The sequence below is a fragment of the Amycolatopsis rubida genome, from assembly GCF_900115345.1.
In the GTDB taxonomy this organism is placed as follows: Bacteria; Actinomycetota; Actinomycetes; order Mycobacteriales; family Pseudonocardiaceae; genus Amycolatopsis; species Amycolatopsis rubida.
Genome location: NZ_FOWC01000001.1, coordinates 1,242,602 through 1,266,804, shown reverse-complemented (window position 1 = coordinate 1,266,804; position 24,203 = coordinate 1,242,602). Strand labels below are relative to the sequence as shown.

The following is a 24,203-nucleotide window of genomic DNA, read 5'->3' as shown; positions in this document are numbered from 1 at the left end:
GTGACGCCGGATGGCGGTCATGACGGTGGACGAACGAGAGAAATTCCTCGCCGGGGAACGCGTGGGCGTGTTGTCGATCGGCCGGGGAGGCGCGGCCCCGCTCGCCGTGCCGGTCTGGTACGACTACCAGCCCGGCGGCGAACTGCTGATCTGGATGGACCGCGGATCGGCGAAGGACCGCGCGATCGAGGCGGCGGGCAAGCTGAGCCTCACGGTGCAGCAGGAAACCCAGCCCTACAAGTACGTCACGGTGTCCGGTCCGGTCGTGGACCGGTCCTCGGCGCCGACCGAGGAGCAGGCGCTCGCCATCGCCTCTCGGTACGCGCCCGAGGCCGAGGCGCGGAAGTTCGTCGAGGGCTCGCTGAAGGAGACCTCGGTGCTGGTGCGGGTGCGCGCCGAACGCTGGCTCTCCAGCGACCACAGCAAGTAGAAAGCCGTGAAGGACTCCTTGCGGGGATCTGATTCCCGCAAGGAGTCCTTCACAGACCTTGGCTCAGGCCTTCACGAGCGCGTCGACCGCGCTGTAGAACATGCCGAGGCCGTCGTCGGACGGGCCGGTGAGCGCGTCGATCGCGTGCTCCGGGTGCGGCATGAGACCGACCACGCGGCCGTTCTCGCTGGTGACGCCCGCGATGTCGTTGCGGGAGCCGTTCGGGTTGCCGCCGACGTAGCGGAACGCGACCCGGCCCTCCGCCTCCAGCATGTCCACAGTGGACTGGTCGGCGACGTAACAGCCGTCGTTGTTCTTGAGCGGGATCAGGATTTCCGCGCCCGCCTCGTAGCGGGTGGTCCACGCGGTGGAGTTGTTGTCCACGCGCAGCCACTGGTCGCGGCACACGAAGTGCAGTCCGACGTTGCGGATCATCGCGCCGGGCAGCAGACCGGCCTCGCACAGGATCTGGAAGCCGTTGCAGACGCCGAGCACCGGCATGCCCTTGTGCGCGGCGTCGATGACCGAGGCCATCACCGGCGCGTAGCGGGCGATCACCCCGGCACGCAGGTAGTCGCCGTAGGAGAAGCCGCCGGGGACGACGACCGCGTCGACGCCCTTCAGGTCGTCGTCGGCGTGCCAGAGCGAGACCGCCTCGGCGTCGGCGTAGCGGGCCGCGCGGGCGGCGTCGCCGTCGTCGAGCGTGCCGGGGAAGGTGATGACGCCGATGCGGGCGCTCACGCCTCCACCCGCCGGATCGTCCACTGCTCGATCACCGGGTTGGCGAGGAAGCCCTCGGCCATCTTGGCCAGCGTCTCGTCATCGACGTCGTCGTCGACCTCGAGTTCGAAGTGCCGCCCCTGGCGCACGTCGGCGACCCCGGAGAAGCCCAGCCGCGGCAGCGCGCGCGCCACCGCCTGGCCCTGCGGGTCGAGGATCTCGGGTTTGGGCATGACGTCGACAACGACTCGAGCCACGGCTGGCTGCTCCTTATTTCTGCAGGTCGTGGGTGCAGTTGAAGCGTACTTCACTAGCTTGACCGGCAGACAGACCGGGCTGGACCAGCTGTGGTGCGAGATCCGGTCGAAGCGGACCTACCCCGCCGACGAGTTCTTCCCGAACGCGAAGATCAGCGATCCGGTGCATCCGACCTGACCTACATCGCGATCATCCCGGACGGCAACGGCTGGTGCGTGCGCGACGCCAAGTCCGGCGGCGAACCAGCCCCGCTGGCCAGCCTGTCGACCGATCCGAAGCCGCGCCCCAGGTCAAGGACGGCACGGCCGCCGCGACGAAGTTCGTCGACGTCCACGCGTGCGACATCCCGGCGGCCTTGCCGGTCACGTGCCGGGGCGCACCGGACACCCCAGCAGCGGATCTACGGCGAACCGAAGCTGAGCGTGCACAGGACGGATGTGCTGCGGACCGCCGGGGCGACCATCGTGCACGTCGACGCCAAGGCCGACGGCACCTCCAGCGAGGGCCGGGTGGAGACCGACGACGGCGCGTGCACCACCTCCTTCGGCCGCACTTCCGACCGATCGGTTTTCCGGGGACTTGCGCGTAGCGTGACCTGCGCCATGATGTGTCGTTGACAGTCCGTCAACACCACCGGGAGGCAGCGTGCCAGAGCAGGACTCCTTCGACTACGTGATCGTCGGCGCGGGCAGCGCGGGCTGCGTGCTGGCGAACCGGCTGAGCGAGGACCCGTCCGCGCGGGTGCTGCTGCTCGAGGCAGGCGGCGAGGACACCGCGGACGAGGTCCGGATCCCGGCGGCGTTCGCGTCGCTGTTCAAGACCAAGTGGGACTGGAACTACGAGACCGTCGAGCAGAAGCACACCGGCAAGAGGGAGTACTGGCCGCGCGGCCGGATGCTCGGCGGCTGCTCGTCGATCAACGCGATGATCTACATCCGCGGCAACCGCGCCGACTATGACGGCTGGCGCGATGCGCACGGAGCCACTGGCTGGGGCTGGGACGACGTGCTGCCGTACTTCAAGCGCGCCGAGGGCAACCAGCGCCTCAGCGGCCCGCTGCACGGCACGGACGGCCCGCTGCACGTGGAGGACCGGCGGTTCACCCACGAGCTGTCTCACGCGTGGGTGGACAGCGCGGTCGCGTGGGGGCTCAAGCACACCGACGACTTCAACGGAGAGTCGCAGGAGGGGGCCGGGCTCTACCAGGTCACCTGCAAGCGCGGCCGCCGCTGGTCCACCGCGGACGCCTACCTGCGGCCCGCATTGTCGCGGCCGAACCTGACCGTGCGGACGAACGCACAGGTCATGCGGGTGGTCTTCGAGGGCACCCGCGCGGTCGGAGTGTCCTACCTGGACCAGGGCGTGCCGACGACGGTCCGCGCGGACGCTGAAGTGCTGCTGTCCGGCGGCGCGATCAACTCGCCGCAGTTGCTGCTGCTGTCCGGCGTCGGACCGGCCGAACAACTGCGCGAACTGGGCATCGACGTGGTCACCGCACTGCCCGGCGTCGGCGACAACCTGCACGACCACCCGGCAGTCGGCGTGATCTGGTCGACGAAGGGCACGACCGACATCGCGGACTCCGCGACGCCGGCCGGGCTGATGCGCTACCAGCTGACCAAACGCGGCCCGCTCGCGTCGAACATCGGCGAGGCTGGCGCGTTCTACTCGACCCGCGACGGGCTCGCCGCGCCGGACATGCAGATCCACGTTGCCCCGACGTTGTTCTACGACAACGGAATGCGCGAACCGACCTGTCCTGGCTTCACGTCGGCGGCCACGCTGGTCGACGTCGCGAGCCGCGGGCGGCTGCGGTTGAAGTCGGCGAATCCGTTGTGGAAGCCGGAAATCGACCCGGCTTATTACGCGGAGCCAATCGATCTGGAGTCGGTGAAGTCCGCGTTGCGGTCGCTGATCGAGGTCGGGCGGTCGGGTCCGTTGGCGAAGTTCTTGGATCGGCCGTTCCTTCCGGCGACGCATGAGCTGTCGGACGAGGCGTTGACCGAGCATGTCCGGGAGAACACGCAGACGCTGTATCACCCGGTCGGCACGTGCGCGATGGGCAATGGCGAGCACGCGGTGGTGGATCCGGACCTGAAGGTACGCGGGGTTTCGGGGCTGCGGGTGGTGGACGCTTCGGTGATGCCGGTGGTGCCGCGCGGGAATACGAATGCGCCGACGATCATGGTGGCGGAGAAGGCGGCGGATCTGATTCGGGCTCGATGACCGCTCTGACAACCTGGCGGGATCTCCTTGCCGCCTTGGCGATTCCGGATACCGTGCACCCTCCGGAATCGCCGTGGGTCCTTCCGCGGGAGGTGTTCCTGCGGCGCGCCGACCGGCAGATCGCCGCGCCGATCGGGGCGACTCACCAACTGGCTGCTGAGGCGTTGCAGGAGCCAGGCACGGTGCTCGACATCGGCGCGGCGGCCGGGGCGGCGAGCCTGCCCCTGGTCGGCCGGTCGAACGTCACCGCGGTGACGGCGTTGGACACCGACGACGAGTTGCTCGCGGCGTTCGCCGAGCGAGCCACGGGGATGGAGCATCGGCTGTTGCCTGGCCGCTGGCCCGATCTCGCCGACGAAACTGGCGTGGCGGACGTTGTCGTGTGCGGGAACGTGGTTTACAACGTCCCCGACCTGGCTCCGTTCGCCGCGGCACTCACTGCTGCGGCGCGCCGGCGGGTGGTGGTCGAGACGGCTGCGCGGCATCCATTGACTGAGCTCAATCCGTTGTGGCAACGGTTCCACGGCATCGAACGACCGGATGGACCGACTGCCGAGGACTGTCTCGCGGCGCTCGCGGAAGTGGGGATCGAGCCGGAAGTCGTGGAATGGCGGCGGCCGCCGGAGCCGGAGTACGCCGAGTTCGCGACCATGGTGGACGTCGTCCGGCGGCGGTTGTGCTTGCCTGCCGGCGCGGCCGGGGACGTCGAGCGGGCCTTGCTGGAAATGGGGATAGATCCGGAGACGCCGCCCGATCTCGGGTCGTCCGGCCGGGACCTGGTGACACTGGTGTGGCCTGGTTCCGCCTAACGGACCCGCTCAAGCGCGGGAACACGGGCGAACTGCACCGCGAATAGTTGCCAGGCAAGGAAACCTAAGCCGAGAAGGACATAAGAGTCGCCGACGAGGTGCTGCCACGGTTCCCACGCCAGCTCCTTCATGCCGCTGGAGGGCACGAAGGTGTACGGCGCGGCGATGAAGACCGCGGCACCCGCCGCCAACACCGCGGCAGCGCGAAGAGTGCGGACGCGGGCGGCGAGGACGAGCGTCGCGGGCACCACCCAAACCCAGTGGTGCGACCAGGAAATCGGGGACAGGACGAGCACTGCCGCCGCGTTGACGACGAAGCCGAGTGAGCTGTCGACGCGCCGCATGACAAGTACGGCGGCGACCAGGACGAACGCGGACAACGCCAGCCACAGCAGGTCGTGGGTCCGCGGCAGCAGGGCGAGGCGGTTGAGCGCGCCTTGGATGGTCTGGTTGGTCGCGTAGGGCGAGCCGCTGAAGCCGTCGGCACCGGTGAGGCCGCCACCGAAAAAGTACTCGACGGACGCGTGCGGGGCGACCAAGAAGCCGAGCAAGGTCGCTCCGGCACCGGTGAGCAGTGCGTTGCGAGCGGCGCGGAAATCCTTGGCGAGCAGGAAGAAAAGAAGGAAACCGGCGGGCGTCACTTTGATCGCGGCGGCCAGCCCGACGAGCAATCCGCGCGGCCATCGCGGGTTGAGCGCCAGGCAATCCACGGCGACCAGTGCCATCAGGACGAGGTTGATCTGTCCAAAGCCGATAGTGGAGCGCACGGGCTCGAAGGCAAGTGCCACAACGGTGAGCGCGGACGCGGCGAGGACCGTGATCCGGCGGTTCCAGTCGCGCCACAGGCGACGGACCGTGGTGTACAAGACGATCCAGAGCGACGCGGCGGAGAGGAGATCGAGCAGAACTGACGCGATCGAGAGCGGCGGGAGCGACAGGGCCGAGAAGAGCATCGCGGCGAACGGCGGGTAGATGAACGGCAGCATGGACCCGGCCGTGGTGGTCGGGAGCGGACCGTAAAGGTCGCCGCCATGGACGGCGGCGTCCGCGCCGAAGCGGTAAACCTGCAAGTCAACCGGATTGAAGCTGCTGATGACGGCCGCTAAGCTCGCGACGAGGGCTACCGCGCCGAGTGCGGGCAACCAGGCGAGGATCCGCCCGGCCTTTCCTTGAAACCACATACGGGCGGCGATTGTAGCTGCCTTCCCGGCAGGCGGGCGGGCTGTTCCGGATGACCGTTTTCGCGGAATTGTCGTACCCCGTCGTTACAGTCTGGCCCATGAGTACCTCCCTCTACTACAACGCGAGCCGGGCGACCGCGCTCACCGCTGCCGAGACCGCCGCCGTCGAGCGCGTCGTCACCGCACGCCAGTCGTCTTTTCCCTACCCGGACGAGGAATCCCTCTTCCTGTACGAGGAAGGCGGAAGCGAGCCGGACGCGATCGTGGCCGGGTCCACCAAGATGCCGTTCGATGTCGAGCACGTGATGCCGGCGCTCGAACACGTGCTCGGCTCGGTGACCGAGTTGCGCCGAGCCCTTCCGAACGCGCAGTGGCACGTGCACCTGGACGATTTCGACATCCCGTGGGACGAGAGCGAGGGGTACTTCCTGCCCTCGTAAGCGTCTAGCCGACTCTCCGCAGTGCTTCGCGGGTGAGATCGGCCAGGGTCGGATAGCCGTCGACAGCCATGATCAAGTCAGCTTCAGCGAGCAAGGTACGCAGCACATGGACAACGCCGTCTTCACCAGCCAACGACAACCCCCAGGCGTACGGGCGGCCGACGCCCACCGCGGTCGCACCCAAGGCCAGCGCCTTGACCACGTCGGCTCCGGAGCGAACGCCGGAGTCGAACAGCACCGGCGTGCCGTCCGCGGCGTCGACCACTTCGGCGAGGCAGTCCAGCGCTGGGAGACCGCCGTTGGCCTGCCGTCCGCCGTGGTTGGAGCAGTAGATCCCGTCGACCCCGCCGTCGATGGCGCGGCGGGCGTCGTCGGGATGCTGGATGCCTTTCACCAGCAGCGGAAGCTTGGTCAGCGACCGCAGCCAGGGCAGGTCTTCCCAGGTCAGCGGATTGCCGAAGAGCTGAGCCCACAGTCCGACGGCGGCCGCCGGGTCGTCCTCCGGAGCCTTGCCGAGCCGTTTCCGGAACACCGGGTCGGTGAAGTAGTTGGCCAGGCAATGCCCGCGCAGCTGCGGGAAGTTCGCCGTCGACAGGTCGCGCGGACGCCATCCGGTCACCCAGGTGTCGAGCGTGACGACGATGCCGCGGAAACCCGCTGCCTCGGCGCGTTGCACGAGCGAGGCGGCGACGTCACGGTCAGTCGGCGTGTACAGCTGGAAAAACCCAGGGGTGTCGCCCAGTTCCGGGACGAGCGTTTCCACCGGGTCGACGCTCAGCGTCGAAGCGACCATCGGCACGCCCGTTCGTGCGCTGGCCCGCGCGGTCGCGAGATCGCCGTGGCCGTCTTGCGCGCACAGGCCGATCACCCCGACCGGCGCGAGGAACAGCGGCGACGGCAGCTTCATCCCGTACAGGTCCACCGACAGGTCGCGTTCCTTCGCGCCCACGAACATCCGCGGGACCAAGCCCCAGCGCTCGAATGCCTCGACGTTCCCGCGCTGGGTCCGCTCGTCGCCCGCACCACCGGCCACATAGGACAGTACGGACGGCGGAAGCGCCTGAGCCGCACGCGCTTCCAGTTCCGCGTACGACATCGGCAGGTCAGGAACGCGGCCGGACAACCCGGCGAAGTAGATCTCGTGCTGGAAATCGCCGAAGCCGGGCAACAGTTCTCCTTAACGCTTGCCGTGCAGGACGGTGACCAGCTTGGCGACCAGCGCGTCCGTGGATTCCTTGCGGGAGAAGGAAGTGAGCGTGAGCGGCGCGGTGAACCGCTGCCGGGCCACGGCCTTCGGGCGGGCGAACTCGCGCAGCCCTTCCGGGCCGTGGATCCGGCCGAAGCCGGAGTCGCCGACGCCGCCGAAGGGCAGCGAAGCGATGCCGGCGAAGGAAAGCGGCGCGTTCACCGCGGTCATGCCCGCGCGCAGCCGCGACGCCAGTTCGGCACCGCGCGCCCGCGAGAACACCGTGGAACCGAGGCCGTACTTGGTCGCGTTGGCCTTCTCGACCGCTTCGTCCATGTCGCGGACCTTGGCGATGGTGACCGTCGGACCGAACGTCTCCTCGCGCACTGCCTCGGAGTCCTCCGGCACGTCGACCAGCACGGTCGGCTGGACATAGCGGTCGCCGACGCTCTCCACGCCGCCGACCAGCGCTTTCCCGCCGCGCTTCAGCGCGTCCTCGATGTGGCTGCGGATCACCGAGAGCTGCGAGGGCATGGTGATCGGGCCGTACTGCGCGTCCTCGTCGGAGCCGGCGCGCACGTTCTTCGCCTTCTCCACGACCCGCGCGACGAACTCGTCGTGGACGCGTTCGTGCACGTAGACGCGCTCGACGCCGATGCAGGTCTGGCCGGAGTTGGAGAACGCGCCCCAGACGGTGGCGTCGGCCGCCGCTTCGAGGTCCGCGTCCGTGTCGACCAGCAGCGCGTCCTTGCCGCCCGCCTCGATCACGACCGGGGTCAGGGTGTTCGCGGCGGCGGCCATGATCTTCTTGCCAGTGGCCGCGGAGCCGGTGAACGCGATCTTGTCCACGCCGGAGCCGACCAGCGCGGCACCGGTCTCGCCGAAGCCGGTGATCAGCTGCAGCACCGGCTGCTCGGGCACGACCTCGGCGAAGGCGTCGACCAGCCACTTCCCGACGCCGGGGGTGTACTCGCTCGGTTTGAAGACGACGGCGTTGCCCGCGGCCAGCGCGTACGCGATGGAGCCGAGCGGGGTGAACACCGGGTAGTTCCAGGGCCCGATCACGCCGACGACGCCGAGCGGGAGGTATTCGACGGTCGCGGCCTGGTTGGCCATCAGGAGGCCGGACGAGCGGCGGTGCTTGCCGAGCACCTTGCGGGCGTTCTTCGCCGCCCACGCGATGTGCTCGATCGCCAGCACGCTCTCAAGCTGGGCGTCCGCGATCGGCTTGCCGGTTTCGTCGCGCACGACCTGGCACAGCTGCGGGAGCCGCCGGGTGAGCACGCCCTTCCAGCGCTGCAGCCGCTCCGCGCGGCCGGCGAAGCCGAGGCCGTCCCACCAGCGCGCGGCCGCCCTCGCCCGCTCGACAGCGGAGCTGACCTGCTCGGCCGTGTGCACCGGGTAGGTGCCCACGACCTCGTCGGTGGCCGGGCTGAGCGACTCGAACGTCTCGCCGACGGGCGTCGGCTTCGGCTGGACCGCGGTCATCGGCGTCTCCCCGTCTCGGTGAACCCCCAGGCTACGAGGTTGCTGACACTCTGCCAACAGTTGCCCGGGCTTCCCGTCAGCATGGCATCTCAGGAGCTGGCGCGGAAAGTCCTCCGACCGGGAGCCCTCGCTGGACGCCCTCGTGGACCAGGCCCGGAGCGTAAGGTTGAACCGACCGATCTTGATAAGGAGAAAACCTGATGCGGATCGTCCATTTCGGACATTCCTGCGTACTGCTCGAGACCGCCGCGGAGCGGATTCTGCTCGACCCCGGCACGTTCTCCACCGGCTTCGAGGACGAGCGCGAACTGTCCGCGGTGCTGATCACCCACCAGCACTTCGACCACCTCGACGTCGAGCGGCTGCCCGGCCTGCTCAAGGCGAACCCGGACGCGAAGCTGATCGTCGACCCCGGCTCGGCCGAGGCGATCGAGAAGCTGCACCTGGAGTTCGAGGTCGCGCGGCCCGGCGACGCGTTCGAGTTCGGCGGCACCTCGGTGTCGGTCGTCGGCGGCGAGCACGCGGTGATCCACGCCGACTTCCCGGTGATCCCGAACATCGGCTACCTCGTCGACCATGGCGCGTTCTACCACCCGGGCGACTCGTTCTTCGTGCCCGAGCAGAAGGTCGACGTGCTCGGCCTGCCCACCGGGGCCCCGTGGCTGAAGGCGGGCGAAGCCGTGGACTTCCTGCGCGCGGTCGCGCCGCGCCGTTCGGTGCCGATCCACGAAGCGGTGCTGGCCAACCCGGCGATGCACTACGGGCTGTTCCAGAACCTCGCCCCGGAAGGCACCGATGTGAAGGTGCTGGAGCGAGGCGTCGCGACGGAGGTCTAGGCGGGAGCGGTGTGACGCAGGGAGCCGTAGGTGCTTCCGAAAGCCCGGTTTTCGAGGGCGACGTCCACCGCGTCCAGCAACGCCTGCCGCAAGCCGGGGCGGCTGAGGTCAGCGGCGTCAATGCCAAGCCGCACCAACCCGCCTCGGCGAGCGGCCCGCGCGGAGGCCAGTATGAGCGCGAAACAGCGGACAGTCTCCGTACGGTGCGACTGACTCGTGAAGTCCTGTACCCGCGCGCGCTGGATCTCGCCGGTCACCAGGTCCCGTACGGCGTTCTGGTCGGCACACAGCGTGAAGCCGTGCTCCCGCAACGCCTGCACCGTGCCAGGCGACGCGAGCCAACGCGGTGGCGCGAAGCCGTCAACAGTCACACCGGTCGCGTCGAGGGCAGCCTTCGCGGCGATGAGCCGAAGCCGCGCTTCGTGCGCAGGAAGCACGGCGAACTCGGCCTTACGCCCCAGGTGCACGGCACGATGTGTCGGCGGAATGCGGTGGTCGTAGCCGTTGAGCAGCACCGAGTCGCCCGCTGCGGCGCGCGTACGGACCCAGGCCGTGACGGGCCCGTCCTCGGTGCGCGCGACATGCAGGATCGACAGCGGGACATACCGACGTTCGAGTTCGGCCGCCAGATGCGCACATCGGTGCAGCGTGCGCGTGGTGACCCCGGACAGCGAGACCAGCAGGCGAGCATCCACGCCACCATTGCGCCGCAGCCGGGTGGCGACCGCCTGACCGCTCCGTGAACTACGAGTGAGACTTACGCGGCGGACAGCCGCCGCTGGGTTTATTCGGCTTTGCGGCAGTGCCAGATGAGCATCGACGGCACATCCTTCGCCGCCGCAGCCAAGGCGTCCGGCACCAGGCCGTTCAGCGACCACGGCCAGAGATCCCACGGCCCACCGCCAGGGACGTGGCGAGGTTCGGCTAATGCGGGCGTCGGCTCCTCGCAACTCACCGGCGCGAGGCTCGCGGCGAAGAATGCACGCAGGTAGTCACCGACGCGGTGATGACTCGACCGTTCCCGAGCCGGGTCACCGTCAGCTGTGCGTACGGACGGGATCGATCCGCGCTGGACCTGCTCAGGGTGCACATCGGAGAGGACGAGATGCCCGCCCGGGGCGAGGACCCGGGCGAACTCCGCGATCACCGGTCCCAGGTCCGGCATGTGCGACAGCGCGAGACCGCACAGCACGACGTCCTGCGAACCGTCGTCGACCGGAAGTTCATGCAGGTCAGCGACGAGAGTCGAGTCAGCCTTGGCGTGGCTGAGCATCTCGGGCGAACCGTCAACGGCGACGACGTGGTGGCCGCGTTCGGCCAGAAGGCGGGTGAGACGTCCGGTGCCGCAGGCAGCGTCGAGCGCATGACCGGGAGGGATAGCGTCGAGGATCGCCGCGAGGTGGGGCTCGTCAGCGAAGGCAGCGTTCTCGCCGGAGTCATACGCGGCGGCCCAACGAGCGTAACCATCTTGCGGGGCGAGCTGCGTTACCTCGACCCCCTTGGCCAGGTCGTCGTCAGCAAGCAGCGCGCGGATCTCAGCTAACCGCGCTTCGACAAACTCGCGATCGTGCTCGCCGGTGAACGCGCGGAGCAGCGCCGCTCCTTCGATGCCGATGAGGTAAGCGAGGGGATGCTCGTAACTTACGCTTGCGGACGATAACCGGGCAAATGCCGCAGTGCCACCGATTTTCGCGCTAGTCTGCGCCCCATGGCCCTGTGGCGACGGAAATCCGCTGTTCCGGCAATACCCTGGGAAGGCAGCGGATTACGCGCCGAACCAGGCTCCATCCCGGGGAAAACGCGGCCCGTGATCGTTCTGTCCGCAGGTTCCGTGCAGGCCGCTGTTTTGCCCAGGGAACTGCGGGATTTCGGCCGCGGCCGCGTCGAAATCGTGGAGTCTTCGGGGTCCGGACCGCTGGCCTTCCTGTTCCGGGCTTCGGCGGCGGCGCCGACTTCCCTTGCCGAAGAACAGGTTCGCGACCTGCCGAAGGACGCCGTAGTGCTAGCCCTTCCGAACACCCCGCCCGCCGCGGTATTGACCGGTGCCGAGCGGGACAGTTTTCTCGACTGGGCTCAGCGACTCACGGATTGACCGGTTTGGCGGCCTCCACGAGCCGCCGCACCGCGACCGCGACCCGCCCCCGCAGGTCGGGGTCGATGAGGGTCCCGTTCTCGACAGCTTGGCGAGGAGTCGGAATCCGCGCACAAGCGTCGTCGACGATGCGGGTGCCCGCGTAGGTGAGAGTCTTGCGGAGAGAGTCGTGCGCGTCCGCGCCCCCAGTCGGCGCGGCGACCGAAGACGCGTTGATCCACGCGACAGGTTTGCCGTACATCTCGCCGCCGCCGATGGTCCAGTCGAGCAGGTTCTTGAAGGAACCCGGCAGGCCGCCGGCGTACTCCGGGGTGCAGAACAGGACACCGTCCGCCGCCGCGATCGCTTCCCGCAACGCCACGACCTCAACGGGCAACGGATCCCGATCGCAGTCCGGATTGAAGTGCGGCAACCCGTCGAGGCCACCGTACACAGTGGACGCCGCGAAGCCGGCCGCGGTCGTTATGACAGCCGCATTGACCGAACCGGCCCGCAGACTGCCGCTGATGAGCAGAAGCACGAAGCCCAGTGTGCCAGCGCGGCGGGTGTCGCAGGGTCGCCTTTTCGAGGCGCTCCTGACTTTCACCCGCCGTTATCCCGCGAACACAATCGCCGCCCAACCCCGGCCGCGCCGGCCCGGACGCGCTTCCCGGACGTGCCGAGCTTGGCGGTGAACGATTGACGGCGAATCAGGTCGCCATCGCGGAGTGCCGACTCCGGAGCGGCCTGGAGCCGACAAGTCCGCTCCGACACTGGCAGGACTCGGCGAAAGTCAGCCGGATGCGGCCTGCGCGCCGACCTGGAACTGGCAGCTACCAGCCCCGCCGGAAGTGGCAACGGCAGGCAACCCGCCGACCTCAGGCTCCGCGCCGACCCGAAACCAGCAGCAACTAGCCCGCGCCGGAACCGGCAGCTCGCAGGCAGAGTCCACCCAGCGAAGGCTCCGCCCACGCCTCAAACCCACGGCAAGCCAACCCTCGCCGGAACCGGCAACCCGCCGATGGCCAGCCCAGCTCAGGCACCACGCCGATTCGAAACCGGCAGCAACCAGCCCGAACCGGGAATGGCCTGCCGGGGTCAGCAACCAGCCCGAACCGAAGAACGACCCGCCAAGGCCAACACCCAACCCGAACCGAAGAACGACCCGCCAAGGCCAACACCCAACCCGAACCGAAGAACGGCTGGGTCAGCAACCAGCCGCCTGGTGGCGCATTGACCTCACTCCCACACCACCCCTCCCCGTTGTCCCTGTGCCAACCCCGCCGCCGCGGCGGTGGATCGGGTTTCCGGGTTCAGCGGGTTCGGGCCGATCGCCGTGACCGATGCCTCGTCTGGTTCCAGTACCGCCACCTTCGCGCCTGCCGAGCGCAGGTCCGCCAGCACCTGATCGAACGGCCGCTCCACCGGGAATGCCTCCGCCGCGCCCATCGGGACGACCACTGTCACCTGGGCGAAACCTGTTGCGTAGTCGGCATTCGCGGAGGAGCGGACGCCGCCGTCGACGTACCACCCGCCGTTGATTGGCACCGCCGGCCAGATGCCGGGCACCGCGCAGCTTGCCTCCACCGCGGCGACCAGCGAGACGCCGGACGAGCTGTCGAACACCGATGGTTCACCGGTTTCCGCTTCCACCGCAACGATTTTCACCGCACGCGCAGGCCACTCGTGGGACGGCAGGCGGGATTCGATCACCGCGCGCCGTCGCGGTTCCGGGACGGTTTCCGCGGCCAGGGCATACTTCCCCATCGCCCGGCGGATTTCCGCCGCGGTGCCGCCGTCGGCCAGCACCGCGGCGAACTCCTCGCCGAACTTTTCCGGGTCGAACTCGGCCGCGATCTCCGCCGCTTGCCGGGCCGGATCGGTTTGCCGCGCGTACAACTGCGGCAGCGGCAATCCGCTGCCCAGCTGTGCCGCCACCGCCGCGCCCGCCGACGTGCCGATCAGCACGTCGGCATCGGTCACGTCCTGGCCCGCTTCCGCCAGCCCGGTCAGCAAACCGGTCGCCCACGCGATCCCGGCGACGCCACCGCCGCCCAACACCAAAGCTCGGCTCATGCCGCTCCTTTCACCGGAACCCACTCTGCCCTACGGCACCGACAATTTCCGAAGCGCGGACTCCAGCAGGGCGTCCGTCTCGGGCTTCGGCAAGGCCAGCTCCAGCAACGTTTCCGCTACCTCACGGTATTTCGCCACTCGCGCGGGACTCGAACTGCTCGCGCTTTCCCGCAGCAACCGCTCGTGGACGATCGAGGGCAGGTCCTCGAAATCAAAAATTGTGAACGCCCTGCCCAGATCGGGACGACGGTCCGCCGGGACCACTCGCACCTCGACCTTGCCTTCCGTCAGCCGCTCGCGCAGGTGCCACAGCTGCTCCGCCATCGCTTCCGCGCCACCGATCCTCTTGTGCAGCGCCGTTTCCCCCAGCACCAGCACACACCGCGTGCCCGAATCGAGCACCGCTCGCCGCGACAACCTCTCGATTACCCGCGCGTCCACTTCGTCCGCGACAACGCCCGAAGCACTCGACAACAGCGCTCGTGCATATCCGCTCGTCTGCAACAGCGGCGGCACTACTTCCGGCTCCCAGCCGAACACTGCCTCCGCCGTGCGTTCCCACTCCAGGTACGGCTCTTCTCCGCCGCTGTCTATCCAGTCCTGCTCTCGCGCTCCTCGCGCCATCTCCACTATTCGCCTGCGATCCGGCCCGATCACCCTGCAGTGCGCCAGGACCGCTCCGATGTCCTCCGGCTTCGGCAGCCGCAGTCCTCTTTCCCAGTTCGTCACGAAACCAGGCGTCATCCCCAGCAACCGGGCCAACTCTCTTACACCCAGTCTTCTTCTCTCCCGCGCCGCGCGTAACTCCAGGCCCAATGCCCTCGCGCGCGGTGTTGCGTACGGTGTGGTCATGGTTGCAGTCTGTCAGGGGGTGCCGACAGTTTTCGGGGTTCTCTCCCTGGGCCTTCCCCTGCTACATCCAGTCCTCCAGCGACAACCCCGTCATCCTCTCGTACGCCTCCACATACCTTCCCCTCGTCGCCTCCACCACTTCACTCGGCAACGGCGGCGGCTGTACGTTCGACGCCCTGTCCCAGCCCGACTCCGGTCCCGTCAGCCAATTGCGCACGTACTGCTTGTCGAACGACGGCTGCACCCTTCCCGGCTCGTACCCCTCCGCCGGCCAGTACCGCGACGAATCCGGCGTCAGCACTTCGTCCGCCAGCACCAGCGCGCCCGTCTCGTCCACGCCGAACTCGAACTTCGTGTCCGCCAGCAGGATTCCGCGCTTCGCCGCCACTTCCGCGCCACGGTGGTACACCGCGAGCGTCGCCTCGCGTAGCTCCTCCGCGCGCTTCGCGCCGATAGTCGCGACCACTGCGTCGAACGAAACGTTCTCGTCGTGCTCGCCGAACGCCGCCTTCGTCGCTGGCGTGAAGATCGGCGACGGCAGCTTCGATGCCTCGACGAGCCCTTCGGGCAGCTCTACGCCGCACACTGCGCCCGTACGCTGATAGTCCGAATAACCGGACCCCGTGAGGTACCCGCGTGCGACAGCTTCGACCGGAAGCATGTCGAGGCGGCGTACTAGCAGCGCGCGCCCGCGTACCTCGGCAGGGATGCGCGGGTCGTCGTACGCGACAAGATGGTTCGGGACCAGGTCCGACAACTGCTCAAACCAGAACACGCTCATCGCCGTGAGCACGCGGCCCTTGTCGGGGATGGGCGGGTCCAGGATGAAGTCATAAGCGGAGATGCGATCCGAGGTGACCAGCAGCAGGTGGTCGTCCCCGACCGCATACAGGTCCCGGACTTTTCCGGCGGCGATCTTCGGGTAATCGGCGAGCGTCGTCACTGCTGCACCCTAACCCGAGCACCGCTACAGCGAGGATGATGCAGGTCATGGCCTACCGCTGGATTTCGTTCACCTCCGATTACGGGCTGCACGACGGCTTCGTGGCCGCCTGCCACGGGGTCATCGCCGGCATCGCGCCCGACGTACGTGTTCTCGACGTGACTCATCTCGTACCGCCGCAGCAGGTGCGCTCAGGCGCGGCAGTGCTCGCGCAGACCGTGCCGTCGCTGCCTGAGGCCGTACACCTCGCTGTCGTCGACCCAGGCGTCGGCACTGCGCGTCGCGGCATCGTGGTCGTCGCGACGCACGGCATCCTGGTCGGCCCGGACAACGGTCTGCTCCTACCCGCCGCAGAGGCGCTAGGCGGCGTGTACGCGGCGTACGTGATCGACGTGCGCACGCCGACGTCCGCGACCTTTCACGGCCGCGACATCTTCGCCCCTGTCGCTGCGAAGCTCGCTCTCGGCGCACACCCCGGCTCCTTCGGCCCCGCGATCCGCGACCTGGTGCGACTGCCAGAACCGCTGATCGCAGCGTTCCCGGGCAAGCTCGTGTCGGACGTGCTGACCGTCGACCACTTCGGCAACGTCCAGCTCGCCGCCGCCCCCGCCGACCTCGAACTAACCGGGTTGGCCGGTGCGGTGACCGTGCACAGCGAGCACGTCGCGGTGTCCGCCACGATCGGCCGGACCTTCGCCGACGTGCCGCGTGGCGCGAACCTCGTCTACACCGACTCGGCAGGCAAACTGGCCGTCGCGGTCAACGGCGGTTCGGCGGCTTCGGTGCTGCGGATCGGGCCGACCGAGGAATGCACCATCACCTCGTCGCCGACCTCCAGCTGACCGGGCCGGGTCACCGCCGCCTTCATACCGAAGAGGACGCCGCCCGCCGGGTCGCGGTGGTACGCCGCGAGCGAGCGAATCGGCTCCGGACCGGAGCGCTTGCCGGTTTCCTGGTCGACCATCGGCACCGCGCAGCGGACGCACAGCTTCGCGTAGGCGAACTCGGCCCCGCCGGCTTCCATCCGGCGCACCGAATCCTCGGCGTGCGGTTCCGCCCAGCCGCGGATCACGAGATTGGGCCGGAACCGATCCATGGGCACCGGTTTGCCGCCGCGCTCGGCGATCCGTTCGTTCAGGTGGTCCAAAGAGGACTCGGAGATCACCAGGATCGCGTGGCCGTCGGCGAACCTCGCGGTGCCCGGGGTCTCACCGCTCGTGACGCGGTCATGCTCCGGGGTGACGCCGAGCAGCACGGACGGCTGACCCACCACGATGGAGAACCACTCAGCGGCGTCGGCACCCTGGTGGACGCCCTCGCCGGTCCAGTTGAAGGTGGACGCGGGGTGCCGTTGGCCGTCCTTCTGGACCTCGACGGTCAGGTCTTCGATCCCCGGCGCGGACAGGGCGAGGCGAGTGCCGCCGTCCAGGAGGCGGGGCCGGATGGCGGCCATGACGGGGAAGCGGCGCTGGCTGCGGAAGTCGCCGTCCGCCGCGGTGACGATGAACTCGCGGTCGTGCGCGAGACCGGCGGGGGTCACGTCGGCGGACTGGACGGTCGTGCCGGCACAGCCTTTGACCGGGTAGTAGGTGAGCCGCGAGATCGTCCCCATGGGATTTACGGTACCTGCTCGCCCGAAGGCGACTGGGGCGCACGATCCCGCACGGACCGTCGCCGCGCCGGTACCCCTGCGGACCCGTGGAGCTGCTGCCGTTCGACGAATATGTGCGCTCGCTGCCGCGGAAGCGGATGGCGGCAGGCACCCTGCTTCGCGACGACACCGGACTCGTCCTGCTCGTCGAGCCGTCCGATAAGGACAGCTGGGACATACCCGGCGGGGTGTGCGACGCGGGCGAGCCGCCATGGCGCACAGCGCGCTGGGAACAAGCCGAGGAAACCGGGATCGAGCGCCCGCTCGGCCCGTTGCTGGCCATCGACTACGCACCGGACGACGGCCGGATGCCGGATGGGCTCGCGTTCATCTTCGAAGGAAACCGCCCGCCGCGCCCTCACCGACCCGGAGATCCTGGCCGTGCACCTGCTGCCGATCGACGAGGCCACTCAGCGATCAACACCATCGCCGGTCCGGCGGCTCCAGATTGCCCGGGCAAGCCGCGCGGACCGGCGACAGTGTCGGCGAAGACGGTCATCCCCTCACAAAACCTGCGACAAGAACTGCTGCAACCGAGGACTAGCCGGAGCCTCGAACACCTGCTCCGGCGTCCCCTGCTCCACGATCCGCCCCGCGTCCATGAACGCGACCTCGTCGGCCACGCTCCTGGCGAACCCCATCTCGTGCGTCACCACGATCAGAGTGAGACCCCGCGAAGCCAGCCCAGCCATCAGGTCCAGGACGCCCTTCACCAGTTCTGGGTCCAGCGCACTCGTCGCCTCGTCGAAGAGCATCACTTCCGGTTCCATCGCCAGCGCACGAGCGATCGCCACCCGCTGTTGCTGACCACCGGAAAGCGCCGCCGGACGGTACGGGGCCTTGTCCGCTAGGCCGACTTCCGCCAGGCGCGTCCGGGCGACCTCTGCCGCGTCCTCTTTGGACAGACCGCGCACGCTGCGCAGCGGGAGCACGATGTTGTCCAGCACCGAACGATGTCCGAACAGGTTGAAGTGCTGGAACACCATCCCCACCCGCTGGCGCAACGCGTCCGGATCCGAGGAGATGACGCTTTCCCCGTCCAGCAGCAGGTCCCCGCTATCGGGCTCCTGCAAGCGGTTCACGCAGCGCAGCAACGTGGACTTGCCGGAACCGGACGGGCCGATGACGCACGTGGTGCTGCCGCTCGGCACCTTCAGGTTCACCCCGCGCAGGACCTCCAGCGTCCCGAACCGGACGTGGATGTCCTTCAGCTCCACCGAAGACGAACGAATCGCTGTACTCATACCGTCCCACCCGCGAGCATTTCGTTGCTCTCCGCGGTCACCTTGCGACCGGTCTGCAGCCGCTTGTCGATGTAGTTCACCAGGTGCGTCAGCGGCACGGTGATCACCAGGTAGACCACCCCGGCGGCCACCAGCGGCGACAAGTTGCCAGTGTTGGCCGCGAGGTCCTGGCCGATGCGGAACAGTTCCCGTTGCGAGGTAAGGAAACCGAGGAAGTACACCAGGGTCGAGTCCTTCACCAGCGCGATGAACTGGTTCACCAGCGCGGGCAGCACCCGCCGCACGCCCTGCGGGATCACCACCAGCAGCATCGCCTTGGGGTAACTCATGCCGAGCGCGCGGCTCGCCTCCAGCTGTCCTTTGTCGACGCTCTGGATGCCCGCCCGGAAGATCTCGCCGATGTAGGCGGCGGCGATCAGGCTCAGCGCGGCGATGCCCAGCGGGTACGGGTTGTTCCCCACCACACTACGGGCGAGCAGGCCGACGCCCTGGCCGATCACGAGGATCGTCAGGATCGCGGGCAGGCCACGGAAAATGTCCGTGTACACCCGCGCGGGCCAGCGCAGCCAGCGCTTGGTGGACAGGCCCATCACCGCGAGCACCATGCCGAGCAGGGTCCCGATAATAGCCGCCGCCACCGACAGGATCAGGGTGTTCAGCAGGCCGGTCCTGAGCAGGTCCGGGAAAACTTCCCAGATGTAGGTCCAGTTGAGGAAAGTGTCGAAAAACTGATCCATCGGGCTACTTCGTCTTGAAATCCGCGGGAACCGGAATGCTCGGCTCGAACTGCTGGTGCACCTTCGCCCAGGTGCCGTCCGCGACGGCCTTCTTGATGCCGTCGTTCAGCTTGCCCAGCAGTTCGGTGTTGCCCTTCCGCACCGCGTATCCGTGCGGGATGCTGGTCGTGATCGCCTTCGTGACCTTCAGTTCGGGGTTCTTGGTCGCGTAGTCCTCCGCGGACACCTGGTCGAACACCGCGCCGTCGATCGCCGCCGACTTCAGCGCGCTCAGCGCCGCCGCGTCGTTCGGGAACCGGACCGCCTGCGCTTTCGGCGCGTTCGCGGCGAGCCAGGTGTCCGACACCGTGCCCTGCACCACGCCGATCCGCTTGCCGGTCAACGAGTTCTCGTCGGAGATGCCCGCGCTCGCCTTCGCCTCGATGCCGAGCGACTGGTAGTTGTAGGGATCGCTGAACGCCACCGTCTTCTTGCGCTCGTCGGTCTGCGCGATCGCCGAGCTGCCGATGTCGAACCGGCCGTTCGCGACGCTGCCGAGCAGCGCCGAGAAATCGGTCGCCACGAATTCCAGCTTCAGGCCTTCTTTCGCGGCGATGTCCTTCAGCAACGCGTTGTCGAAGCCGGTGAATTCACCGTTCTCCTGGTACGCGTTGGGCCGGGAATCGCTCAGCGTGCCGACCCGCAGGGTCTCGCCCGCGTCGCCACCGCACGCGGTGAGACCGGCGACCAGTGCCGCCGCGAGGGCGGTGACGATCAGTTTCTTCATGCCACCAGTGTGCCCGCGCATCAGGAGTTCGCCACCGGGAGGCCGGGGCCGCCCTTCTCCAGCTCCTTCGCGACCGGCGCTTCCTTGAAGAACTGCGCGTGCAGCCGGGCCGCGGTGCCGTCGGCGATCGCCTTGGCGAGACCGTCGTTGATCTTCTTCAGCAGCTCGGGGTTCGACTTGGCGACCGCGAAGGCCGACGGGGTGTCCTTGTCCGCGACGGTGTAGCCGAATTCGAGCGGAATCGCCGGGTTCTGGTCGAGGTACTTCTGGCCGATGTCCTTCGGCACGACCCAGCCGTCGAGACCGCCGGTCTTCAGCTGCGCGAAACCGGCGTTGTAGTCCGGGAACCGGACGACCTGCGCACCAGCGAGCTTGCCCGCGAACTCGTCCTGCACCGAACCCTGCACGACACCGACCCGCTTGCCGGCGAACGAGTTCGCGGCGGGCAGCGCGGCGCCCTTCTTGCTGACGACGGTGGTGTAGCTGGTGTCGTAGCCGTTGCTGAACGCCACGGTCTTCTTGCGCGCGGCGGTCGCGGAGATCGTCGAGCTGCCGATGTCGAGCTGTCCGCCGGCGACCTTGGCGAGCAGGCCGGAGAACTCGGTGCCGACGAACTCGACCTGGAAGCCCTCGCGCTTGGCGATGTCCCGCAGCAGTTCGTTGTCGTACCCGGTGAACTGGCCGTTTTCGAGGTAGATGCTGGGCGGGGCGTCGGCGAGGGTGCCGACGCGCAGGGTTTCCCCGGAAGCGTCCGAGGATCCGCACGCCGTAAGGCCCGCGGTGGCGGCGACTACGACGGCGAGCGTGCTGAGGATCTTTCTCATGACTTCTTCCTGAATATCCGGGATGCGCAGACAGGAAAGCGCCAGGCCGCGGGTGGCGGCCTGGCGCTTCCGGGTTCGGCAGGAAGACTAAAAGCTTCGCCCGATCGAGTAATGCCGTCTCAGCACGTGGACGACGTGCGCGCACTCACAGAATCGGCTGCGGCGCGTACGCCGCGGCGTCCGGGAACCGCTTGAGCACGTCCTCGACGCGCGCCGCGACTTCTTCGACCTGACGCGGGGCGACGCCGGTGAACGAGATCCGGTCGGCGAGGAGTTCGTCCAGGTCAGCGCGGTCGAGCGGGAGGCGTTCGTCGGCCGCGAGCCGGTCGAGGAGGTCGTTCTCCGCCCCCCGTTCGCGCATCGCGAGGGCGACTCCGACGGCGTTCTCCTTGATGGCCTCGTGAGCCGTCTCACGCCCGACGCCCCGGCGCACGGACGCCATGAGCACCTTCGTGGTCGCGAGGAACGGGAGATAGCGATCAAGCTCACGCTCGACCACGGCCGGGAACGCGCCGAATTCGCCGAGCACGGTGAGGAAGGTTTCGAGCAGGCCGTCGAGCGCGAAGAACGCGTCCGGCAGCGCGACGCGGCGCACGACGGAATCCGAGACGTCGCCCTCGTTCCACTGGTCGCCGGCCAGTTCGCCGATCATCGACAGGTAGCCGCGCAGCACCACGGCGAGGCCGTTCACGCGTTCGCACGAGCGGGTGTTCATCTTGTGCGGCATGGCCGAGGACCCGACCTGGCCCGGTTTGAAGCCCTCGGTGACCAGCTCGTGCCCGGCCATCAGCCGGATCGTCTTGGCGAGGCTGGACGGCGCGGCGGCCAGCTGGACCACAGTGGAGCACACATCGAAATCGAGCGAACGCGGGTACACCTGGCCAACGCTGACGAACCGGTTGCCGAAGCCCAGATGCTCGGCGATCCGCGATTCCAGCTGGTCCAAAGTGGACCCGTCGCCGAGCAGGTCGAGCATGTCCTGCGCGGTGCCGACCGGGCCCTTGATGCCGCGCAGCGGGTAGCGCTCGATGAGGTTGTCCAGCCGGGAGAACGCGACGAGCAGCTCGTCGGCGGCGGTCGCGAAGCGCTTGCCGAGCGTGGTCGCCTGCGCGGCGACGTTGTGCGAGCGGCCGGCCATCACCAGATCGGAGTGTTCGACGGCGAGCGCGGCCAGCCTGGACAGCACCGCGGCGACGCGGCCGCGGACCAGTTCCAGCGACCGCAGCTGCTGCAGCTGCTCGACGTTCTCGGTGAGATCGCGCGAGGTCATGCCCTTGTGCACGTGCTCGTGCCCGGCGAGGGCGTTGAACTCCTCGATCCGGGCCTTCACGTCGTGCCGGGTGACGCGTTCGCGCGCGGCGATCGAGTCGAGGTCGACCTGCTCGACCACACGCTCGTAGTCATCGACAACGCCTTCGGGCACCTCGACGCCCAGTTCGGCCTGAGCCCGCAGCACGGCGAGCCACAGCCGTCGCTCGAGCACGACCTTACGTTCGGGCGACCAGAGCGCCACCAGCTCAGGCGAGGCGTAGCGGGCGGCGAGCACGTTCGGAATGCGGGGCTTGTCCGTCACGCGGCCACGATACCTGCGCAGGTCAGCGCGGCGGTCACCACTCCGTGAAGCTGCCGTCGGGCAGCCGCCACACCGGCGACCGCCAGGCGTGTCCGGTCTCGTCGGCGCGGCGGACCGCCTCCTCGTCCACCTCGATGCCGAGGCCGGGCGCGGTCGGGCGCGCGGCGTAGCCGTCGGTGAACCGGAACAACGCGTCGTCGGCGAGATAAGCCACCGGCTCGCGGCCGTCGTGGTAGTGCATGCCGAGGCTTTGCTCCTGGATGAGGAAGTTCGGCGTCGCGAACGCGACCTGCAGTGCGGCGGCCAGCGAGATCGGGCCGAGCGGGCAGTGCGGGGCCAGGTTCGCGCCGTACACCTCGGCCAGCGCGGCGATCCGGCGCAGCTCCGAGATGCCGCCCGCGTGCGACGGATCCGGCTGCACCACGGCGACGCCCGCGTCCAGCACCGGTTTGAACTCCCAGCGCGAAAACAGCCGTTCCCCGAGCGCGATCGGCACGGTGGCTGCCTCGACCACCGATCTGACCACGTCAGCGGGCAGTTCCGGCAGCACCGGCTCCTCGACGAACATCGGCTGTACTTCTTCGAGCATCTTCACCAGCCGGCGCGCCATCGCGGGCGCGACGCGGCCGTGGAAGTCGATCGCCAGGTCCCGGTCGGGTCCGAGCGCTTCCCTGGCCTCCCTGGCGCGAGCCAGCGCGGCACTCGCTTCGGCCGGAGCGGCGATCGGCCCGAGCGGACCGGCGACGTTCATCTTCACCGCCGTGAAACCCCGCTCGACCTGCGCGGACACCGCGTCGAAGATCCCCGACGGACGGTCGCCACCGACCCACGAATACACCCGCACCCGGCCGCGCACCGGACCGCCGAGCAGCTCGTGCACCGGTGCGTTCCGGGCCTTGCCCGCGATGTCCCACAACGCCTGATCGAACCCGGCGAGCGCGCTCGAAAGCACCGGACCACCGCGGTAGAAGCCGCCTCGGCGCAGCACCTGCCAGTGGTCCTCGATGCGCAGCGGATCCTTCCCCACGAGCAGTTCGGCCAGCTCGTGCACGGCCGCGCGGACGGTACCGGCACGCCCTTCCACGACCGGTTCGCCCCAGCCGGTGATGCCCTCGTCGGTACTGATCTTGAGGAACAACCAGCGCGGCGCGACGAGGAACGTTTCGATCCCGGTGATCTGCACCCTGTCTCCTAAGCGGAATCTTTCGCAGCCGACCAGCCGCCGTCGACGGTCAGCTCCGCCCCTGTCACGAACGAAGCCGCGGGCGAGAGCAGGAACGCGATCACCGCGGCGACTTCGGCCGGGTCGCCGAGCCGTCCGGCGGGTGTCGCGCGAGTGCTGCGTTCGCGGTCTTCCGCGCTGATCCGGCCCCATGCCTCGGTCTCGACCGGACCGGGAAGCACCGAATTCACCCGGACATCCGGCGCGTACTCCACGGCCAGTTGCCGGGCCAGAGACACCAACGCGCCTTTGCTGGCCGCGTACGCCGGATGTCCGGGAAGCCCGAAACGGGCGTGTACCGAGGAAACCAGCACCACCGAGCCGCGCCGAGACCGCAGCGAAGGCAGGCAGGTCCGGACGGCGAGGTAGGACGCGGTGAGGTTCACGTCGAGCTGTCGTTGCCATTGCGCGCGGTCTGTTTCGTGCAGTGGGCCCAAAGTCGGCAGGTACGCGTTGCTGACCACTGCGTCGACTTCGCCCGCAAGGTCGAGAACTCGTTGCCACGTCTGGTCATCCGTCACGTCGCCCGGTACGCCGCCGGGCACCGGGGCGAGGTCGACGCCGATCACCCGGTAGCCGTCGGCGTCGAGCTGACGGGCGGTCGCGGCGCCGATCCCGGACGCCGCACCGGTCACCACGGCAGTGCGCATGGTTCGCAAGCATGCCGCGG

28 protein-coding genes and 1 pseudogene are annotated in these 24,203 nt (G+C 68.6%); 9 read left to right on the top strand and 20 right to left on the bottom strand.

The window, feature by feature from the left end:
- Nucleotides 1-10: 10 nt before the first annotated feature.
- A complete protein-coding gene (locus BM362_RS06230) occupies nucleotides 11-430 on the top strand; it encodes a pyridoxamine 5'-phosphate oxidase family protein (protein WP_093572432.1) in 420 nt (139 codons plus the stop codon).
- Nucleotides 431-493: 63 nt separating this feature from the next.
- On the opposite strand, the gene purQ is transcribed toward BM362_RS06230, so the two are convergent.
- From purQ to BM362_RS47290, 3 genes are all read right to left on the bottom strand, one after another.
- Nucleotides 494-1,171, bottom strand: coding sequence for a phosphoribosylformylglycinamidine synthase subunit PurQ (purQ, locus tag BM362_RS06225; protein WP_067577351.1), 678 nt, complete (start codon nucleotides 1,169-1,171; stop codon nucleotides 494-496).
- Nucleotides 1,168-1,407, bottom strand: a complete 240-nt coding sequence (gene purS, locus BM362_RS06220; protein WP_037808692.1) for a phosphoribosylformylglycinamidine synthase subunit PurS — start codon at nucleotides 1,405-1,407, stop codon at nucleotides 1,168-1,170. The genes purQ and purS overlap by 4 nt, the downstream gene beginning before the upstream one ends.
- A 179-nt stretch (nucleotides 1,408-1,586) precedes the next feature.
- On the bottom strand, nucleotides 1,587-1,742 hold the full coding sequence (locus BM362_RS47290) for a hypothetical protein (RefSeq protein WP_167545211.1): 156 nt from the start codon (nucleotides 1,740-1,742) through the stop codon (nucleotides 1,587-1,589).
- Between the two features lie 311 nt (nucleotides 1,743-2,053).
- Between BM362_RS47290 and BM362_RS06215 the strand changes: the two genes are divergently transcribed.
- Entirely contained in the window at nucleotides 2,054-3,634 is a 1,581-nt protein-coding gene (locus tag BM362_RS06215) for a GMC family oxidoreductase (RefSeq protein ID WP_093572431.1), read from the top strand.
- A complete protein-coding gene (locus BM362_RS06210) occupies nucleotides 3,631-4,443 on the top strand; it encodes a class I SAM-dependent methyltransferase (RefSeq protein ID WP_093572430.1) in 813 nt (270 codons plus the stop codon). The genes BM362_RS06215 and BM362_RS06210 overlap by 4 nt, the downstream gene beginning before the upstream one ends.
- Here BM362_RS06210 and BM362_RS06205 read toward each other — a convergent pair.
- Nucleotides 4,440-5,624, bottom strand: coding sequence for a glycosyltransferase 87 family protein (locus BM362_RS06205; RefSeq protein ID WP_093572429.1), 1,185 nt, complete (start codon nucleotides 5,622-5,624; stop codon nucleotides 4,440-4,442). The two genes, BM362_RS06210 and BM362_RS06205, sit on opposite strands and share 4 nt — an antisense overlap.
- Nucleotides 5,625-5,722: 98 nt before the next feature.
- Between BM362_RS06205 and BM362_RS06200 the strand changes: the two genes are divergently transcribed.
- Nucleotides 5,723-6,064: a hypothetical protein gene (locus tag BM362_RS06200; RefSeq protein ID WP_093572428.1), complete on the top strand. Its 342-nt coding sequence runs from the start codon at nucleotides 5,723-5,725 to the stop codon at nucleotides 6,062-6,064.
- A gap of 4 nt (nucleotides 6,065-6,068) precedes the next feature.
- On the opposite strand, the gene BM362_RS06195 is transcribed toward BM362_RS06200, so the two are convergent.
- Both BM362_RS06195 and BM362_RS06190 read right to left on the bottom strand, forming a co-directional pair.
- Nucleotides 6,069-7,232, bottom strand: coding sequence for a lactate 2-monooxygenase (locus BM362_RS06195; RefSeq protein ID WP_093572427.1), 1,164 nt, complete (start codon nucleotides 7,230-7,232; stop codon nucleotides 6,069-6,071).
- A gap of 9 nt (nucleotides 7,233-7,241) precedes the next feature.
- On the bottom strand, nucleotides 7,242-8,738 hold the full coding sequence (locus BM362_RS06190) for an aldehyde dehydrogenase family protein (protein ID WP_093572426.1): 1,497 nt from the start codon (nucleotides 8,736-8,738) through the stop codon (nucleotides 7,242-7,244).
- Between the two features lie 200 nt (nucleotides 8,739-8,938).
- On the opposite strand from BM362_RS06190, the gene BM362_RS06185 reads away from it, so the two are divergent.
- Complete coding sequence (locus BM362_RS06185) at nucleotides 8,939-9,574, top strand: MBL fold metallo-hydrolase (RefSeq protein ID WP_093572425.1); 636 nt, start codon at nucleotides 8,939-8,941, stop codon at nucleotides 9,572-9,574.
- Here BM362_RS06185 and BM362_RS06180 read toward each other — a convergent pair.
- Together BM362_RS06180 and BM362_RS48725 are read right to left on the bottom strand one after the other, a co-directional pair.
- Nucleotides 9,571-10,269, bottom strand: coding sequence for a DUF2334 domain-containing protein (locus BM362_RS06180; RefSeq protein ID WP_208865106.1), 699 nt, complete (start codon nucleotides 10,267-10,269; stop codon nucleotides 9,571-9,573). The genes BM362_RS06185 and BM362_RS06180 overlap by 4 nt on opposite strands.
- An 89-nt stretch (nucleotides 10,270-10,358) precedes the next feature.
- Nucleotides 10,359-10,895 carry a class I SAM-dependent methyltransferase gene (locus BM362_RS48725; protein ID WP_244287079.1) on the bottom strand — a complete coding sequence of 179 codons (537 nt, stop codon included), beginning with the start codon at nucleotides 10,893-10,895 and terminating at the stop codon, nucleotides 10,359-10,361.
- On the opposite strand from BM362_RS48725, the gene BM362_RS48720 reads away from it, so the two are divergent.
- Nucleotides 10,836-11,117 (top strand): hypothetical protein, encoded by a 282-nt coding sequence (locus BM362_RS48720; RefSeq protein ID WP_244287051.1) that lies wholly within the window; start codon nucleotides 10,836-10,838, stop codon nucleotides 11,115-11,117. The two genes, BM362_RS48725 and BM362_RS48720, sit on opposite strands and share 60 nt — an antisense overlap.
- Before the next feature lie 264 nt (nucleotides 11,118-11,381).
- Nucleotides 11,382-11,666, top strand: a complete 285-nt coding sequence (locus BM362_RS06170; protein ID WP_093572423.1) for a hypothetical protein — start codon at nucleotides 11,382-11,384, stop codon at nucleotides 11,664-11,666.
- Here the strand turns inward: BM362_RS06170 and BM362_RS06165 are convergent.
- The 4 genes from BM362_RS06165 to BM362_RS06150 all read right to left on the bottom strand — a co-directional run bounded on the left by BM362_RS06165 (nucleotide 11,656) and on the right by BM362_RS06150 (nucleotide 15,516).
- Complete coding sequence (locus BM362_RS06165; protein WP_425285690.1) at nucleotides 11,656-12,132, bottom strand: NADPH-dependent FMN reductase; 477 nt, start codon at nucleotides 12,130-12,132, stop codon at nucleotides 11,656-11,658. The genes BM362_RS06170 and BM362_RS06165 overlap by 11 nt on opposite strands.
- 752 nt (nucleotides 12,133-12,884) lie before the next feature.
- Nucleotides 12,885-13,721 (bottom strand): patatin-like phospholipase family protein, encoded by an 837-nt coding sequence (locus tag BM362_RS06160; RefSeq protein ID WP_093572422.1) that lies wholly within the window; start codon nucleotides 13,719-13,721, stop codon nucleotides 12,885-12,887.
- 30 nt (nucleotides 13,722-13,751) lie between these two features.
- A complete protein-coding gene (locus tag BM362_RS06155; protein WP_093572421.1) occupies nucleotides 13,752-14,573 on the bottom strand; it encodes a helix-turn-helix domain-containing protein in 822 nt (273 codons plus the stop codon).
- A gap of 61 nt (nucleotides 14,574-14,634) precedes the next feature.
- Complete coding sequence (locus BM362_RS06150) at nucleotides 14,635-15,516, bottom strand: phosphoribosylaminoimidazolesuccinocarboxamide synthase (RefSeq protein ID WP_093572420.1); 882 nt, start codon at nucleotides 15,514-15,516, stop codon at nucleotides 14,635-14,637.
- A 47-nt stretch (nucleotides 15,517-15,563) separates the two neighbouring features.
- Between BM362_RS06150 and BM362_RS06145 the strand changes: the two genes are divergently transcribed.
- Nucleotides 15,564-16,358 (top strand): SAM hydrolase/SAM-dependent halogenase family protein, encoded by a 795-nt coding sequence (locus BM362_RS06145; protein WP_093572753.1) that lies wholly within the window; start codon nucleotides 15,564-15,566, stop codon nucleotides 16,356-16,358.
- Here the strand turns inward: BM362_RS06145 and BM362_RS06140 are convergent.
- Entirely contained in the window at nucleotides 16,241-17,128 is an 888-nt protein-coding gene (locus BM362_RS06140; RefSeq protein WP_167545210.1) for an MOSC domain-containing protein, read from the bottom strand. The two genes, BM362_RS06145 and BM362_RS06140, sit on opposite strands and share 118 nt — an antisense overlap.
- A gap of 137 nt (nucleotides 17,129-17,265) precedes the next feature.
- On the opposite strand from BM362_RS06140, the pseudogene BM362_RS48715 reads away from it, so the two are divergent.
- A pseudogene (locus BM362_RS48715) lies at nucleotides 17,266-17,421 on the top strand (NUDIX domain-containing protein); the annotation flags it as partial.
- A 249-nt stretch (nucleotides 17,422-17,670) separates the two neighbouring features.
- On the opposite strand, the gene BM362_RS06130 reads toward BM362_RS48715, so the two are convergent.
- The 7 genes from BM362_RS06130 to BM362_RS06100 form a co-directional block, all read right to left on the bottom strand.
- Nucleotides 17,671-18,411 carry an amino acid ABC transporter ATP-binding protein gene (locus tag BM362_RS06130; RefSeq protein ID WP_067577380.1) on the bottom strand — a complete coding sequence of 247 codons (741 nt, stop codon included), beginning with the start codon at nucleotides 18,409-18,411 and terminating at the stop codon, nucleotides 17,671-17,673.
- A complete protein-coding gene (locus tag BM362_RS06125) occupies nucleotides 18,408-19,148 on the bottom strand; it encodes an amino acid ABC transporter permease (protein WP_093572419.1) in 741 nt (246 codons plus the stop codon). The genes BM362_RS06130 and BM362_RS06125 overlap by 4 nt, the downstream gene beginning before the upstream one ends.
- 4 nt (nucleotides 19,149-19,152) lie before the next feature.
- Complete coding sequence (locus BM362_RS06120; RefSeq protein ID WP_093572418.1) at nucleotides 19,153-19,914, bottom strand: ABC transporter substrate-binding protein; 762 nt, start codon at nucleotides 19,912-19,914, stop codon at nucleotides 19,153-19,155.
- Between the two features lie 20 nt (nucleotides 19,915-19,934).
- Complete coding sequence (locus tag BM362_RS06115) at nucleotides 19,935-20,738, bottom strand: substrate-binding periplasmic protein (RefSeq protein WP_093572417.1); 804 nt, start codon at nucleotides 20,736-20,738, stop codon at nucleotides 19,935-19,937.
- A 145-nt stretch (nucleotides 20,739-20,883) separates the two neighbouring features.
- Nucleotides 20,884-22,311: an adenylosuccinate lyase gene (gene purB, locus BM362_RS06110; protein ID WP_093572416.1), complete on the bottom strand. Its 1,428-nt coding sequence runs from the start codon at nucleotides 22,309-22,311 to the stop codon at nucleotides 20,884-20,886.
- A gap of 34 nt (nucleotides 22,312-22,345) precedes the next feature.
- Nucleotides 22,346-23,494: a galactonate dehydratase gene (gene dgoD / locus BM362_RS06105; RefSeq protein WP_093572415.1), complete on the bottom strand. Its 1,149-nt coding sequence runs from the start codon at nucleotides 23,492-23,494 to the stop codon at nucleotides 22,346-22,348.
- An 8-nt stretch (nucleotides 23,495-23,502) separates the two neighbouring features.
- Nucleotides 23,503-24,183: an SDR family NAD(P)-dependent oxidoreductase gene (locus tag BM362_RS06100; RefSeq protein WP_067577391.1), complete on the bottom strand. Its 681-nt coding sequence runs from the start codon at nucleotides 24,181-24,183 to the stop codon at nucleotides 23,503-23,505.
- Between the last annotated feature and the right edge of the window lie 20 nt (nucleotides 24,184-24,203).

Excerpts from the sequence above, each read along its gene's own strand:
- BM362_RS06230 (WP_093572432.1), top strand. The coding sequence starts at position 11 with ATGGCGGTCATGACGGTGGACGAACGAGAGAAATTCCTCGCCGGGGAA.
- BM362_RS06210 (WP_093572430.1), top strand. The coding sequence starts at position 3,631 with ATGACCGCTCTGACAACCTGGCGGGATCTCCTTGCCGCCTTGGCGATT.
- BM362_RS06205 (WP_093572429.1), bottom strand. The coding sequence starts at position 5,624 with ATGTGGTTTCAAGGAAAGGCCGGGCGGATCCTCGCCTGGTTGCCCGCA.
- BM362_RS06200 (WP_093572428.1), top strand. The coding sequence starts at position 5,723 with ATGAGTACCTCCCTCTACTACAACGCGAGCCGGGCGACCGCGCTCACC.
- BM362_RS06190 (WP_093572426.1), bottom strand. The coding sequence starts at position 8,738 with ATGACCGCGGTCCAGCCGAAGCCGACGCCCGTCGGCGAGACGTTCGAG.
- BM362_RS06185 (WP_093572425.1), top strand. The coding sequence starts at position 8,939 with ATGCGGATCGTCCATTTCGGACATTCCTGCGTACTGCTCGAGACCGCC.
- BM362_RS06160 (WP_093572422.1), bottom strand. The coding sequence starts at position 13,721 with ATGAGCCGAGCTTTGGTGTTGGGCGGCGGTGGCGTCGCCGGGATCGCG.
- BM362_RS06155 (WP_093572421.1), bottom strand. The coding sequence starts at position 14,573 with ATGACCACACCGTACGCAACACCGCGCGCGAGGGCATTGGGCCTGGAG.
- BM362_RS06145 (WP_093572753.1), top strand. The coding sequence starts at position 15,564 with ATGGCCTACCGCTGGATTTCGTTCACCTCCGATTACGGGCTGCACGAC.
- BM362_RS06140 (WP_167545210.1), bottom strand. The coding sequence starts at position 17,128 with ATGGGGACGATCTCGCGGCTCACCTACTACCCGGTCAAAGGCTGTGCC.
- BM362_RS06130 (WP_067577380.1), bottom strand. The coding sequence starts at position 18,411 with ATGAGTACAGCGATTCGTTCGTCTTCGGTGGAGCTGAAGGACATCCAC.
- BM362_RS06125 (WP_093572419.1), bottom strand. The coding sequence starts at position 19,148 with ATGGATCAGTTTTTCGACACTTTCCTCAACTGGACCTACATCTGGGAA.
- BM362_RS06120 (WP_093572418.1), bottom strand. The coding sequence starts at position 19,914 with ATGAAGAAACTGATCGTCACCGCCCTCGCGGCGGCACTGGTCGCCGGT.
- BM362_RS06115 (WP_093572417.1), bottom strand. The coding sequence starts at position 20,738 with ATGAGAAAGATCCTCAGCACGCTCGCCGTCGTAGTCGCCGCCACCGCG.
- BM362_RS06100 (WP_067577391.1), bottom strand. The coding sequence starts at position 24,183 with ATGCGCACTGCCGTGGTGACCGGTGCGGCGTCCGGGATCGGCGCCGCG.